Origin of the sequence: Streptomyces adustus, from assembly GCF_009377175.1 — a bacterium.
Lineage (GTDB): Bacteria > Actinomycetota > Actinomycetes > Streptomycetales > Streptomycetaceae > Streptomyces > Streptomyces adustus.
The window spans coordinates 66792-80970 of the sequence record NZ_VJZD01000008.1 but is presented as its reverse complement, the minus strand read 5'-3'; the positions used below and the strand labels follow the sequence as shown (position 1 = coordinate 80970).

The window sequence follows — 14179 nt, the reverse complement described above, 5'->3', positions numbered from 1 at the left end:
GTGTGTGGAGGACCTGGCTCACATCCGCTGCTTTCGTTCGGGGGGAGGGGGTGGGTGCGTCCGGCCGGGAACCGGGGCCGTCGCCCGTGGTTTCCCGACGTTTTTCTGTGTATTTACTCACGTCGGGACGGCACCGTATCGTCGCAACGTGAGCGTAGGACGAGTTGGCGTCGGAACGCAACCGTTTCGTCGTGACGAACTACGCGCGGACGAGACCGTATCGAGGCCGGGCCGAGATATTTCACGGCCGGGAGCCTTGCGCCGTCGCGGTTTGCGTGGGGACGGGACCGTATCGTCGTAACGCCCTATGCTGTTCGGCATGACGACGAACGCCGAGGAGTCCCAGACGCGTCCGCGCCGCCGCACCCCGGCGGGGGCCGCTGTTCTCCGCGAGGATGTGACGGAGGCCATTCGCGCGGCCGTCTTCGAGGAGCTCGCGGCCGTCGGCTACGCACGGATGTCGATCGAGGGCATCGCCCGCCGGGCGGGGGTCGGCAAGACGGCGGTCTACCGCCGCTGGCGCTCCAAGCTCCACCTGGTCCTCGACGTCGTCTCGGCGATCGCCGTGCAGGGCCTGCCCACCCCGGACACGGGGTCCCTGGAGGGCGACCTGCGACTGCTGTACGAGATGACCTCCCGGGCGCTGCGCCACCCCGTGGCCTCGCAGATCATCCCGGACCTCCAGGCCGAGGCGGCCCGCAACCCCGAGATCGCCGAGGCCGTGCAGAACACGCTGCGCGAGGGGCAGGAGGGCGTCGCCAGCGGGATCGTCGCGGCGGCGAAGCGGCGCGGCGAGGTCCGGTCGGGCATCGACGAGGAGCTCGCCCTCGACCTGATCTCCGGTCCGCTGTACTGGCGCTCGGTGGTGATCCGCAGCCCGAAGCTGCCCAAGGGATATCTGGGCGCCCTGGCCCGGGCGACCACGGCGGCGCTCAAGGCCCTGTGATCCGCCCGGCGGCGCCTCCCCGCCCGTCGCCCCGCGGCACGGTCCCCGCTCAGACGATCAGGCGGCGCAGCCTTGCGTGGGCGACCGAGACGATTCCCCCCGCCCCCGGAGCCAGCCGCAGGGCCAGCGCCCCGGAGTGGGTGGCGTAGGGCTGCACGAGGACGACGGCGTGCCGGGCGCTCAGCACGGCGCGGCGGCGCAGCAGACCCGCGCCGCCGACGGCGTGCGCCGTCGTCTCGCGGCTCGCGCCGTCCGCGAACAGCACCCGCAGCCGCAGGTCCCAGGTGCCCGTGCCGTACGCCGCCAGCGCGGCCAGGTCCACGGCCGTCTCGGCGGTCCAGGTGCCGTCCGGGGCGGGGGTGAGCGTGACGGTACGGCGCCACCGGGCGTCCTCGGTCCGTGCGCAGCCGTACCGGCCCGGCGCGCCGTCGCGCGGCCGCCACTCCACCTCCAGCGCCTCGGGCCCCGCCGCCGCCACCCGGCCGTACAGCTCGTGCAGGCGCAGCCGCAGCACGGTGCCCCGCGCGCGTGGACGCAGCCGTGCCTCGACGGCGACCGGAAGGAGCCGGACCGGGCAGGTCGGCAGGGACTCCAGGGTGACCTGGGGGAGGTCGGCGGACCAGACGGGCGTGCCGTCGGCCGCGCGCGCGTAGGGCGGCAGCAGCCGCGCCGGGCGGGCGGCCAGTTCGGCGAGCCGGGGCAGGTCGCGCGGTTCGGGGGAGGCCAGGACGACCTGCGCGAGGAGCCGGCCGGGCGCGGCGGGGCGGGGACCGAGGTCGGCGGCGTCGTACGTCGCGAGGTACTCCCGGGTGTGCGCCCACCAGGCGCGCCGGTATGACTTGTCGCGCAGCCCCAGTTCGCGCAGGTACAGGCGCAGCTCGTGGTCGAGGAACTTGGCGCGGGCCGCCCGCGCGAGCTCCTTCTGCCCGGCGCCCAGCAGGATCTCGTGGGCGATCCGGCTCGCCCGGGTGCGGGCCCGCCAGTTGTCGATGCCCGCGCGGTCCAGGGAGATCGACAGCCGCTCGGCGGACCGGCGGACGTGCCACACGTACACCCGGTCCGGGACGAGGACGATGCGGGGGTCCGCGGCGAACACGCGCGCGGTGAAGACGAAGTCCTCGTAGCGGAAGCCGCCCTCGGGGAAGCGGATGCCGTGCGCGGTCAGGAACGCGGTGCGGTAGAGCTTGTTGACGCAGAGCGTGTCGCGGACCAGGAGGGGGCGCTGCGCCGGGCGCCCGACCACGGCACGCGCCGTGTACAGGCGCTGTTGCCAGGCGACCTCGCGCCCGGAGGGCAGTTCGCGGCGCACGCACAGCCCGCCGGCCACCTCGGCGTCCTCCTCGACCGCCGCGGTGAGCAGCGCGGCGACCGCGCCCGGCGGCAGGACGTCGTCGCTGTCGAGGAACATCACGTACGGCGTGGTGACCGTGTCGAGCCCGGTGTTGCGCGGAGTGCCGCAGCCGCCGCTGTTGACCGGGTGCCGTACCACCCGCAGCCGCGGTTCCGTCCTCGCTAGGCGGTCGAGCAGCTCGGCGCTGCCGTCGGTCGAGCAGTCGTCGACGGCGACGACCTCGCGGACGGCGGGGCCCTGCGCGAGTGCCGAGCGCACCGCTTCGGTCACATGCGCGGCGTCGTTGTGACCGATGACGACGACGGAGACCTGGTGGGGAGCGAGGCGGTCCATGAGGTCCAGGGGGCCGGGGCGGAGGAGGGGGTTTCGGCGTGCGTGGACCGCCACAGCCGGACGAACGACAGGACGGCGGCCGTGGCCAGCAGTCCGTTGCGGGTGAGCATCAGCGCACACCCGGTCCAGGTGGAGGCGACGACGTCGCGGTAGTAGAGGGGGAACACGACGGTGCTCACCGCGGTGGCCGCCACGATCAGCCAGGCCACCGGGCGCTGGGTGGTGTGCCGCGAGGTCAGGCACACGGCGGCCAGGCCCACCAGCCAGACCATGTACTGCGGGCTGATCACCCGGCTGGTGGCGGTGAACAGCAGCACGGCGCTCAGCGCCGCGTCGAGCGGTGTCGCCTCGGTCCACCGCCGGGCCCGTAGCCGCCACAGCACCAGCAGCCCGAAGGCGACGGCGGTGAGGGCGAGGCTGATGTGCGCGACGGTGCCGACGTACGGGCCGGTGAACTCCATCGAGCCGTAGCGGTAGTGCACCCGGCCCGGCCAGCCCGCGCGGGTCGCGAGGTTGAGGACCGTGCCGCCGAGGGACTCGACCTGCACGCCCCGGCCGCCCTGCTGCCGCAGGAACGCGAGCGGGTTGTGGAACAGGGCCGCGAGGGAGACGAAGACCACCGCTCCCGCGGCCGCCGCCCAGGTCCACGCCGACCGGGTCGCCCGCCCCTTCGCCACCCCCACCAGCACCAGCAGCGGCCACACCTTCACCAGCGCCGCGAGCGCCGTGATCACCCCGCACACCCGGGTGGAGCGCGACAGCGCGAGCAGCGCGAGCATCGCGAGCACCGTGACCTGGACGTCGTAGCGCGCGAACGGCAGCCGCAGCAGCAGCGGCAGGGCGCCCACCCACAGCCCGGCCCCGAGCAGGCTGCGGCCGGGCCGCAGGCCGGTGCGGGCCAGCGCCGCCGTGACCGTCGCGTCCGCCGCGAGGGTGATGACGACGAACGCCTGGAGGTACGTCAGCCAGGGCAGCAGGCCGGGCGCGAGCAGGACCGCCCCGGCGCCCGGCGGGTACTGCCACAGCCGGTCGTGCGCCGGGAAGGCGCCGTGCGAGAGGACGACGTACCAGTGGTGGTAGAGCCGCCACACCTCCCGCGCGACGCGGCCGCCCAGCAGCGGCAGGGAGTCGTGGGCGAGCAGCCACAGCATCAGGGCCCGGGTGACTAGCCAGGCGGAGGCCAAGGGGAGGAGGCGGTGGTGACGTGTCATCACGGCGGATCGTAAGCCGGGCGAGTCACGCACATGAGGTGATACGCCGTCAATGAGCAAGAACCACTTATTAATAGTACAAAATCGGTGTCGTGGTGAGCGAAAGGCCGAGGCGCCCGGCGGGCGGCGCGGCGGGTGCGGCAGGCGTCCTCGCGGTGGCCGTGCCCGCCGCCGTCATGCTCGGGCTCGGACTGTGGGGCCTGGACCGCGGCGGCACCTGGCGCGACGAGGCCGTCACCCTTCAGGTCGCGCGGCGCTCGGTACCGCAGATCTGGCGGCTGCTGCACGAGGTGGACGCGGTGCACGGTCTCTACTACCTCTTCATGCACGCCGTCCTCGCCGTACCCGGGTCCGGCGCGGTCGCCGACGAGGTCCTGCTGCGGCTGCCGTCCGTCGTCGCCGGGTCCGCCGCGGCCGGTCTGGTCGCGGCGCTCGGCAGCAGGCTGGCCCGGCCGCGGGTCGGCCTGTGGGCCGGACTGCTGTACGCCATCACCCCGATGGTCGGTCACTACGCGCAGGAGGGCCGCTCGTACGCCCTGGTCGCGGCCGGGGCGGCCGGGGCGACGCTGTGGCTGGCGAAGGCCGTGGACGGGCGGCCGTGGTGGCCGTACGCGGCGCTCGTCGCCGGTACCGGCCTGCTGCACGAACTGGCGGTGCTGATGTTGCCCGCGCATGCCGTGACCCTCGCGCTGGCGCGGGTCGCACGACGGGAGTGGGGCCGCTGGGCGGCCGCGGCCGGCGGCGCGCTGCTGGTGGTGTCGCCCCTGGTGCTCGTCTCGGGCCGGCAAGCCGGTCAGGTGGCGTGGCTGACACCGCCGGACGCCGGGGCGGCACTGCGGCTGCTGTGGCAGTTCACCGGCCGCGCGGACGGGGCGCTGTGGGTGTACGTCGGCCTCGTCGTCGTGGCCGCGACGGCGCCGCGGCGCTCCGCGCTGGTCCGGGTGGCGCTGCCGCTGGCGGTGCTGCCGCCCCTGCTCCTGATGGCCCTGTCGCAGGTCCGGCCGATGTACGACGACCGGTACGTGCTGTTCGCGCTGGCCGGCGCGCCGCTGCTGGCGGCCGCCGGAGCCGACCGGCTGCTGGGCGCCCTGCCGCGCGCGGGCACGGCCGCCGGTGCGCGCGCCGTCACCCTCGTGGGCGGGTCGGCCGTCGCTCTCGCGTTCGTCGGGCAACTGCCGCTGTACCGCCTTGACCGCGACCCCGGCCGCCGCCCGGACAACCTCACCGCGGTCGCCGCGCTCGCCGCGCGCGAACTGGCGCCGGGCGACCCGGTGGTGTTCCTGCCGTCCATCGGGCGGCGCCCCGCGCTGGCGTACCCGCGGGCGTTCCGGCGGGGGCGCGACCTGGCCCTGAAGGTGCCGGGACCCGCCTCCGGGACGCTGTACGGGGTCGAGGCCGACGCGCCGGTGCTGCGCCGCAGGCTGGCCGCCGTCGACCGGCTCTGGGTGGTCGCCGAGCCGTACGTCCTGCGCTCGCGCTGGTATCCGGGCGACCCGGCCGAGCGGCTCAAGCTCACCGTGGTGAACGAGGAGTTCGTCCCCCGCGAGCCGCGGCGGGAGTTCGTCAGCGGGGGAACCGTCCTGCGCCTCTACGTACGCCGCCCGGCCGCGGCGGGCCCGCCCCGGACCGGTCCGGCCGGTCCGTTCCCGGCGGGCTGGTCCTCGGCCGAGCCGCCCCGCGTCGCGCCGCCCGCGGGCGGCCCGGCTACGGGCAGCCGGGTGTCTCCTCCAGCGCTGCCGCGTCCAGGGCCGTGGTGAGCCGGTCGAGGCGCTCGTGCAGGTCGCGTATCTCGTCGAGGCCGAAGCCGGTCGCGGCGGCGATCCGGCGCGGCACCTGGAGCGCCTGCTCCCGCAGCGCCAGGCCCGCCCCGGTCAGCCGCACCTCCACCGAGCGCTCGTCGCGCGCGCTGCGCTCCCGGGTGACCAGGCCCGCCGCCTCCAGCCGCTTGAGCAGCGGCGACAGGGTGCCGGAGTCGAGACGCAGGAACGAGCCGAGCTTCTTCACCGGCAGGTCGCCGTGCTCCCACAGGACCAGCATCACGAGGTACTGCGGGTAGGTGAGTCCGAGGTCCTTGAGGAGCACGCGGTAGACCCCGTTGAAGGCGCGCGAGGCGGCGTGCAGGGAGAAACAGATCTGGCGGTCGAGGCGGAGCCAGTTCTCCCCGGTCTCGGTGCTGGGCGGCTGGGTGGGCGTCATGCCCCAAGAGTAGCTCTTGCGAGCCATTGAATTGCGCACAACTGAATTGCGTGCTCTACTTGTGGTCGTGAGGGCGGCCGGACCGGGCCGCCGGAACGTCACTTCGAGAGGGATGGTCTTCCATGGACGCGCTCTACACCGCTGTCGCCACCGCAACCCACGGCCGCGAGGGCCGTGCCGTCTCCTCCGACGGCAAGCTGGATGTCCAGCTCGCCCCGCCGGTGGAGCTGGGCGGCAACGGCCAGGGCACCAACCCGGAGCAGCTCTTCGCCGCCGGTTACGCCGCCTGTTTCGCCAGCGCCCTGGGCGTGGTGGGCCGGGCCGCCAAGGTGGACGTGAGCGACGCCGCCGTCACCGGTGAGGTCGGCATCGGCAAGCAGGGCGTGGGCTTCGGCCTGAAGGTCACCCTGCGCGTGGAGCTGCCCGAGGGCGTGGACGAGAGCACCGGCCGCGAGCTGGTCGAGCAGGCCCACCAGGTCTGCCCCTACTCCAACGCCACCCGCGGCAACATCGACGTCGACCTCGTCATCGAGTAGGTCCCCGGACGGCCTCCCCGCGCGAGCGGGAGCCGTAGTCGACCCGCGCCAGCACCTCCCCCGTCCGCCGGCTCCACGCCACCACCACCGCCTCCTCGGGCACCTTGCGCCAGCGCGTCAGCAGCAGCCAGTGCACGTGGTAGCGGCGGCCGATCGCGGCGCGCTCGGCGCGGGTCGCGGACGGGGCGAGATAGGCCTGCACGTCGCCGAGCCGCCGAAGCCGCGCCCGCTCGTCCAGCGCCGGGTCCGGCCAGGCGGGCGCGGCGAGGTTCGGACCGTAGCCCGCGATCGCGTGGACGGCGTAGTACCCGTCGGTGATCACCACCTCGCCGGGCCCGATGTGCTGCGCCGCCCACGCGTACGTCGGCCAGTCCGGCGGCTGCTCGAACCCGACCGGGTCCAGCGCCCGGGGGATCACGGCCCCGGCCTGCACGGTGAGGAAGCCGACGCAGGCCCCGGTCGCCGCCAGCACACCCAGCACCCTGCGCCGCACCGGCCACGGCCGGGCCGCCGCCAGCTCCACGGCGAGTGCGAACTGCGGCCCCACGAGCGTCAGCCCGAGGATCCGGCCGTAGGTGTAGTGCCCGCTGAACCAGCCGTACGCCACCACCAGGCAGTCCAGCACGACCATCAGCACCAGCGGATCGCGCCACGACGACCGGCGGGCCCGCAGCCACAGCGCCGGCAGCCCGAGCAGGGCCAACCAGAAGTGACCGCCGAGATCCAGGTACAGCGGCCGGTGCATCGCGTCCACGCTGCCGTCCCCGGCCAGGGCGAACACGTCGAAGTACGGCCAGCAGGCCGCGACGGCCACGGCCACCGCGCCAGCCAGCGCCCACCGCGCCAGCACCGCGGACCGCGGGCCCCGCTGCCACCCCGCGACCAGGGCCACCGCCCCCGTCACCGCCGCCACCGACGTGATCGGATGGATCAGCAGGATCACCCCGTACAGCGCGCCGACCGCCGCGTACCCGGCGAAACCGCGCAGTCCGCTCGGCCCCACGTACCGCACCCGCCGGGTGTCGCGGGCCCGGGCGCCGGTCAGCGACCAGGCCCAGAACGCGAGCCCCGCCGCGAACGCGGACGGATAGGCGAGCGTCCCGGTCATCGACATCAGGCCGAGAAAGCCGCTCCACCAGGCCCGCTCGGTCCCCCACAGCAGGGTCATCGACGCCAGCGCCAGCACCGGCGCCCACGGCCGGGGCGACAGCACCTTCACGAAGCGGCCGACGCCGGTCAGCAGCACCAGCAGGTTCAGCGGACCGGCGAGCTTGACCACCTCCCAGCCGGACAGCCCCGTCAGCCGGGCGAAGACACCCTGCGCGAGCGCGTACGGCGAGTAGTACGGGCTGCCCGCGCCCGGCAGGTCCGCCATCGGATGGCGCGGACTCAGCAGGTGCGCCTTGAGGCGTTCGACGACCGCCGCGTGCTGTCCCGCGTCGCAGCACAGCGGGACCCGCCAGTACGCCAGCGACATCACCAGCCAGAACAGGAAGCCGAAGACCTGGTACGGCGTGGGACGCCGGAGACGGCCGCCGCCGCGCAGCGCGGTGGCTCCGCGGGCCGGCCGTCGGACGAGGGCGCCGGCGCTCACCGGACCGGCGCGGGGACGTGGAGGGACATCAGGGGCATTGGCCGTACCTTCCCGCCGTGATCAGGGGCCCACCCGACTGTCACCTCATCGGGTGAGCCCGGCCGCCTCGGCACCGGCCCCCGTACTCGCCCTGTCCCCGGCCCGGTCCTGCGCGGGGACGACGACCCGGCCCCGTACGAGCGGCTCCAGCAGCAGCGGCACCCCCACCACGGGCAGCAGCCAGGCCAGGACGATCAGCCGCTCGCCCCAGACGGTGATGTCGGGGTGCGCGGCCTGGGTGAGGAACCCGGTGAACGCGGTCGCGAGCAGAAAGCCGCCGAACGCCCGGCGCCGGCGCAGCGCCCCGCACGCCCCGGCGGCCAGCGCCGCCAGGAACAGCGGCTCGCGTACCTGCCGTCGGAGCCACTCCGGCCAGAAGTTGCCCTGGAGCTGGCGGAACTCCGCCCACGGGCGGATTCGGTCGGGCCGCGCGAAGTGATCCGTCAGCAGATCCTGGACGCTCTCCGAACCGGACGGGTAGTGCAGCGCGTTCGCCAGCAGCACCGTGCCGAGCGCGCCGCAGCAGCCCGCCAGCGCGACCGCCGCAGGGCCCCACCCGTGCGGCGCACCCGCCCGCCACCGCCGTACGGCGATCACCGCACCGGCCACCGCCAGACACCCCGCCAGGAACAGCGCCTGGGAGTGCTTCACGGCGAACAGCGCGGCCAGCGACCCGCAGACGAGCAGCGTGCCCGCGCGGACCCGGCGGTCCAGGGCCAGCGCGCAGCCCCACACCGCCGTCAGGGTCAGGGCCAGCATCAGTCCCTCGGCCATCGGGCGCATGGCGGTGGTGCCGCACGGCAGGACGTAGTACAGGCCCTGCCCGGTCAGGCACAGGGAGGTCGGCACCCGCAGCGTGCGCAGGATCAGGAAGACGAGGACACCGCCCGCCACCGTGACCACGACGCTCGCCGCCCACACCCCCCACGTCACACCGAACGCCGTGACGAACGGCAGCAGGAACACGGGATAGCCGGGCCGCACCTCGAAGATCCGCATGAACCGCTCAGAGAGGTACGGCAGCGTGTGCCCGCCGGTCTGTCCGGCCGCCAGCCGCTCCTCTACGACCTGGAGCTCCTGGGCCCGGCACTCCGCCAGGACCTGCGGAGCGGGGTCCGCCCGGTGGAAGTGCACCACGTCCACCTTCTGGTCGCGGGCGGCCAGCGCCGCCCGGCTCGCACAGATGTAGTCGATGGTGGCGGCCGCCGTCGCGTCCTTGCTCTCGCCGCGCAGACTCAGCGCGTACGCCAGGTAGTTCTTGCTGTCGGGGGTTTCCCGGCCGGTCACGTTCGCGAGCTGGAGCAGGGCGAAGACCACGCCCAGCACCAGGACCCAGGTGCGCGGCCTCACGAGGACGCGAGCAGGTCGTGCCCGGCGGCCGGTCCGGGCACCCGCGCCCGTCCGGCCGCGGACGGCATGGACTCGCCCAGCAGCAGCGTCCGTACGACGCGTTCGGCGGCGCGTCCGTCGTCGTACGTGCAGAACCGCTCCCGGAAGGCGGCCCGCAGCCGCGCCGACTCCGCGTCCCGCCAGCCGCCGGACACCAGCAGCCCGGCCAGTTCCCGGTAGGAGCGGGAGACAGGGCCGGGCGGCTCGGCGGTGATGTCGAAGTAGGTGCCCCGGCTCGCCGAGTACGCGGCCCAGTCGTCGGCGTGGACGACGATCGGCCGGTCCAGGCAGGCGTAGTCGAACATCAGGGCCGAGTAGTCGGTGACCAGCACGTCGGAGGCGAGCAGCACCGTCTCGACGTGCGGCTCGTCCGTCGCGTCGCGCAGCACCCCGCGCCGGTGCAGGTCCGCCAGGCCGAGACCGCGCGCCGGACCGGTGGCGAGCGAGGGGTGCAGCCGTACGACGAGGGTGTGGCCCGGGCCCAGGTCCTCGGCGAACCGGGCCAGGTCGAGGCGGTCGACATGGCCTCCGCGCCGGTACTCGCGGCGGGTCGGCGCGTACAGCACGACGGTGTTCCCCGGTGGGATGCCCAGCCGGTCCCGGGCGGCCGCGCACTCGGCCGGTCCGGCGCCGACGAGGACGTCGTTGCGGGGGCTGCCGGTGCGGGCGGACGCGAAGTGGCACGGGTACGCCCGTTCCCACACCAGCTCGGAGTGCCGGTTGGCGACCAGGCTGTGGTCCCAGCGGTCGGCGCGGCGCAGCATCTGCGGCACGTCCAGGCCGTGCCGGGCGCCGGGCTTGTCCCGCAGATCGGCCCCCATGTACTTCAGCGGCGTGCCCTGATGGGTGTGGATGTGCACACTGCCGGGGCGTTTGACCAGGGTGCCGGGCCAGTTGACGTTGTTGACGAAGTACGTCGCCCGCGCGGTGATCTCGCGGTAGCGCGTGGAGTCGAGCAGGACGTGCTCCACCCCCTCCGGCAGCAGCGCCGGGTCGGCCGCCTCCTCCTCGCCGGCCACCACCCACACCCCGCGCAGGTGCGGGGCGATCTCGCGGGCCTTGCGGTAGACGGCCGCCGGGTCGCCGAGCACGCCCTGGTGGGAGAACGCCGAGTACACGACGAGGTGCGGGTCGAGCGGACGGCGGGCGTGCAGCGCGGACCAGCCCTGCCCGAGGCGTCCGGCCGCCGCCCTGGACACCGGCAGGGCCCGCCGCCCGAGCTCCCGGGCCGCCCGGCCGGCGCCCCGCTTCAGCAGATAGGCCGGATAGCCGCCCTCCAGCAGCCGCAGCTCGCCGGTCACCGACGTGCCCTCCGGGCGGTGCCTGCGGAACATCCGCGTGGTGAGCCGGAAGAACTCGGCCCGGTCCGCGGGCGGCAGCCGGTCCGGTTTGGCGAGGATGTCGAGGCAGTGCTCGCCCATCTTGCGGTGCAGCCAGGGCCGCCAGACGGCCAGTTCGGGGCGGGCGCCGACGAACGCGAAGACCCGCTCGTACTGGTCGTGGATGTCGAAGTGCTTGCGACTGGTGGTGGACAGGATGTTGCCCTGGCGGCGCTGGCGGTAGTTCAGACAGATCCGGTCCAGCGTGGCGATCCGCCCGGCGCTGAGCAGCACCGGGAACGTCCAGGGCGTGTCCTCGTAGTACCCGGGCGGGAACTCGAAGCCGTTCTCCGTCACGAACTCCCGCCGGTAGACCTTGTTCCAGACCACCATCAGCAGATCGAGGATCTCCGGGCGCCCGGCGGCCGTGAAGGTGCCCTCGCCCATGTCCGCGAGCAGATGGGCGAGGGCGTTGCGCCGGGTGCCGCCCCACCAGTAGGTGCGGGCGTAGTCGAAGACCAGGACGTCCGGGTCGCCGGTCTCGTCGAGCCGGTCGGCCATCGCGCGCAGCGCGCCCGGGGTGAGGGTGTCGTCGCTGTCGAGGAAGAAGAGGAAGTCGCCGGTGGCGTGGGGCATCCCGGCGTTGCGGGCGCGGCCCAGACCGACGTTCTCCGGCAGGTGCAGCACCGTGACGCGCGGGTCGCGGGCCGCGTACTCGTCGAGGATCGCTCCGCAGCCGTCCGGGGAACGGTCGTCGACGGCGATCACCTCGATGTCCCGGTACGACTGCTCCAGGACCGAGTCGAGGCACTCGCGCAGGAAACCCTGCACCTTGAAGCAGGGGATGATGACGCTGAAGCGGGGCACTGCGGGGTCAGCTCCTCACGAGAGTGGCGGCGGCGGGGGCCGGGACGCGCCGGTCGAGCGGCAGCACCGGCGGGATCGCCTCCGGCGGCTCGCCGAGCAGCACCCGGCGCACCACCCGCTCGGCGGCCCGGCCGTCGTCGAACTGGCAGAACCGCTCCCGGAACGCGGCCCGCAGCGCGCGGGAGCGCGGCCCCGCGTACGAGCCGTCGGCGAAGACGCGGGCCAGTTCCCGCGGGGTGCGCGCCACCGGTCCCGGCGGCTCCCGGAGCAGGTCGAAGTAGACGCCCCGGGTCTCCTGGTAGACCTCCCAGTCGTCGGCGTACACGACGATCGGCCGGTCCAGGTTGGCGTAGTCGAACATGATCGACGAGTAGTCGGTGATCAGCGCGTCGGCGGCCAGACAGACGTCCTCGGAGGAGCGGTGCGAGGTCACGTCGATGATCCGGCCGCTGCGGGCGCCGTGGCCCCGGTCGTAGAAGTAGTGGGCGCGCAGCAGGACCACGACGTCCTCGCCGGCCTCCGCGCAGAACCTCTCCAGGTCCAGGCCCGGCTCGAAGCCGCTCTGGTGGTCGCGGTGCGTCGGCGCGTACAGGACGGCCGTCGCGCCCTGCGGGACGCCCAGCTCCCGGCGGACCCGGGCGACGTCATCGGCGGTCGCGGTGAGGTAGACGTCGTTGCGCGGATAGCCGTACTCCAGGGCCTCGTATGAGCCGGGGAAGGCGCGCTCCCACATCTGGGTGGAGTGACGGTTGGCGGAGAGGTTGTAGTCCCAGCGGTCGACGCGACCCAGCAGCCTGGTGAAGCTGCCGGTCGCCGCGGCCACCACGGGGTACGTCGACTGGTCGACGCCCATCTTCTTCAGCGGCGTGCCGTGCTGGGTCTGCACGTGCACGCTGCCGGGGCGCTTGACCACGCCCTCCGCGAAGTTGGCGTTGTTGATCAGGTACGTGGCGCGGGCCAGGACCTCCCAGTAGCGGCGGCTGCCGATCACCACGTGGTCGACGTCCTCCGGCATGGTGTGCGCGTGTTCGGGCTCCACCAGGAACACCGACCGGATGTGCGGGGCGAGTTCCCGGGCCTTGGCGTGGATGGCGGCCGGGCTGCACGCGTATCCGCGGCCCCAGTAGGCGCAGTACACGGCCAGATGGGGATCGAGCGGGCGGCGCAGCTGCCTGCGGTACCGCAGCCGGGTGCGCAGCATCCGGGGGTGCGGGAGGCTCCGGGCGGCCCGCGCCGCGACCTGGTTGGCGCCGCGCAGGGCACGGAACGCGGTGTACGCCCCGGCCGCCAGCAGCCGGTGCTGCACCCCCAGACTGCCGCCCGGCCTGCGGAAACCGGCCGGACGGTGGCGGCGGTACAGGCGGCAGGACCGGCGGAAGAAGGCGCGCCTGCCCGACGTCAGCCGCCTGGGGTGGGCCGCCGTCCTCAGCACCTGCGCGAACAGCTGCTCGAACAGGGCGCCCGCCCGTTCGCCGGACAGCCCCTGCTCGGCGGCCCGCGAGAGCAGCAGGTCCGTCTGGTCGAGCAGCTCGAAGTGGTGCGCGCCCGGCCGGCCGGACCGGCTGCCCTGGCGGCGCAGCCGGTGCCGTACGACCACCGAGCGCAGTACGGCGACCCGTTCGGCCGCGATCGTGACCAGGCCGCCGAAGCCCAGCTCCGCGAAGTGGCCGTCGGGGAAGGCGATCCGCCGCTCGGCGAGGAACTCCCTGCGGTGGGCGGCGCTCCAGGCGGGCAGCCGCACACAGGTCACCTCGGGCGCCCGGTCGGGGGCGAAGGCGCCCGGCGGGGCCTGGGCCAGCAGCGGCGCCGCCGGGCTGGTCGGCTCGCCCTCCCACCACGGCGTCCGCTCGTGCTCGAAGTACAGGACGTCGACGTCACCGGTGGTGTCCAGCCGGTCGGCCAGCGCGGCCAGCGCGCCCGGGGCCAGCACGTCGTCGCCGTCGAGGAACAGCAGATACGCGCCGGACGCCGCCCGCATCCCGGCGTTGCGCGCCGCGCCCGGACCGGCGGACGGCGGTGAGTGCACCGGGGTCACCCGCGCGTCCCGCCCCGCGTAGCCGGCGGCGACCTCCGCCGCCGGGGCGTCGGGCGCGTCACAGACCGGGATCAGCTCGAAGTCGCCGAAGGACTGGGCGAGGACGGAGTCCAGCGCCAGGGACAGCCGGCCCCCGATCCCCGGGGACGGGACGATGATGGTGAAGCGGGGCATTCTGCTCTTTCTCTGTCGAGGTCCCGACCGGGGTGCCGGCCGGGGGCGCGGCCGGGACCCCGACCGGGGCACCGGCCGGCCTTCCCGGTCGGGGTCCGGTCCGGGTCCCGGTGCTCAGGCCGTGCGGACACGGCCCGGCCGCCCGGTCGGCCGCCAGGTGGGCGGCCGGGTCGGGGTGGGCCGCGAGTT

Annotated in this window: 10 protein-coding genes; 3 read left to right on the top strand and 7 right to left on the bottom strand. The window is 74.5% G+C overall.

The annotated features are described in order from the left end of the window. Positions 1-307 precede the first annotated feature (307 nt). On the top strand, positions 308-946 hold the full coding sequence (locus tag FNH09_RS03775; RefSeq protein WP_152885130.1) for a TetR/AcrR family transcriptional regulator: 639 nt from the start codon (positions 308-310) through the stop codon (positions 944-946). A gap of 49 nt (positions 947-995) precedes the next feature. Here FNH09_RS03775 and FNH09_RS03770 read toward each other — a convergent pair whose 3' ends face one another. Together FNH09_RS03770 and FNH09_RS03765 are read right to left on the bottom strand one after the other, a co-directional pair. Then, on the bottom strand, positions 996-2630 hold the full coding sequence (locus tag FNH09_RS03770; protein ID WP_152885128.1) for a glycosyltransferase family 2 protein: 1635 nt from the start codon (positions 2628-2630) through the stop codon (positions 996-998). Further along, a complete protein-coding gene (locus FNH09_RS03765; RefSeq protein WP_152885125.1) occupies positions 2564-3841 on the bottom strand; it encodes a glycosyltransferase family 87 protein in 1278 nt (425 codons plus the stop codon). Before FNH09_RS03765 ends, FNH09_RS03770 begins: the two co-directional genes overlap by 67 nt. A gap of 95 nt (positions 3842-3936) precedes the next feature. Between FNH09_RS03765 and FNH09_RS03760 the strand changes: the two genes are divergently transcribed. Next, a complete protein-coding gene (locus FNH09_RS03760) occupies positions 3937-5598 on the top strand; it encodes a glycosyltransferase family 39 protein (protein WP_338017456.1) in 1662 nt (553 codons plus the stop codon). Here FNH09_RS03760 and FNH09_RS03755 read toward each other — a convergent pair. Next, positions 5546-6037 carry a MarR family winged helix-turn-helix transcriptional regulator gene (locus tag FNH09_RS03755; RefSeq protein ID WP_238426438.1) on the bottom strand — a complete coding sequence of 164 codons (492 nt, stop codon included), beginning with the start codon at positions 6035-6037 and terminating at the stop codon, positions 5546-5548. The genes FNH09_RS03760 and FNH09_RS03755 overlap by 53 nt on opposite strands. A 122-nt stretch (positions 6038-6159) precedes the next feature. On the opposite strand from FNH09_RS03755, the gene FNH09_RS03750 reads away from it, so the two are divergent. Further along, on the top strand, positions 6160-6573 hold the full coding sequence (locus FNH09_RS03750; protein ID WP_152885120.1) for an organic hydroperoxide resistance protein: 414 nt from the start codon (positions 6160-6162) through the stop codon (positions 6571-6573). On the opposite strand, the gene FNH09_RS03745 is transcribed toward FNH09_RS03750, so the two are convergent. The 4 genes from FNH09_RS03745 to FNH09_RS03730 form a co-directional block, all read right to left on the bottom strand. Beyond that, positions 6563-8167, bottom strand: coding sequence for a hypothetical protein (locus FNH09_RS03745; protein WP_162468074.1), 1605 nt, complete (start codon positions 8165-8167; stop codon positions 6563-6565). The two genes, FNH09_RS03750 and FNH09_RS03745, sit on opposite strands and share 11 nt — an antisense overlap. Positions 8168-8251: 84 nt before the next feature. Beyond that, positions 8252-9556, bottom strand: coding sequence for a hypothetical protein (locus FNH09_RS03740; RefSeq protein ID WP_162468073.1), 1305 nt, complete (start codon positions 9554-9556; stop codon positions 8252-8254). Then, positions 9553-11781 carry a CDP-glycerol glycerophosphotransferase family protein gene (locus FNH09_RS03735; RefSeq protein ID WP_162468072.1) on the bottom strand — a complete coding sequence of 743 codons (2229 nt, stop codon included), beginning with the start codon at positions 11779-11781 and terminating at the stop codon, positions 9553-9555. Before FNH09_RS03735 ends, FNH09_RS03740 begins: the two co-directional genes overlap by 4 nt. A 7-nt stretch (positions 11782-11788) precedes the next feature. Continuing rightward, complete coding sequence (locus tag FNH09_RS03730; protein ID WP_152885117.1) at positions 11789-13990, bottom strand: bifunctional glycosyltransferase/CDP-glycerol:glycerophosphate glycerophosphotransferase; 2202 nt, start codon at positions 13988-13990, stop codon at positions 11789-11791. Between the last annotated feature and the right edge of the window lie 189 nt (positions 13991-14179).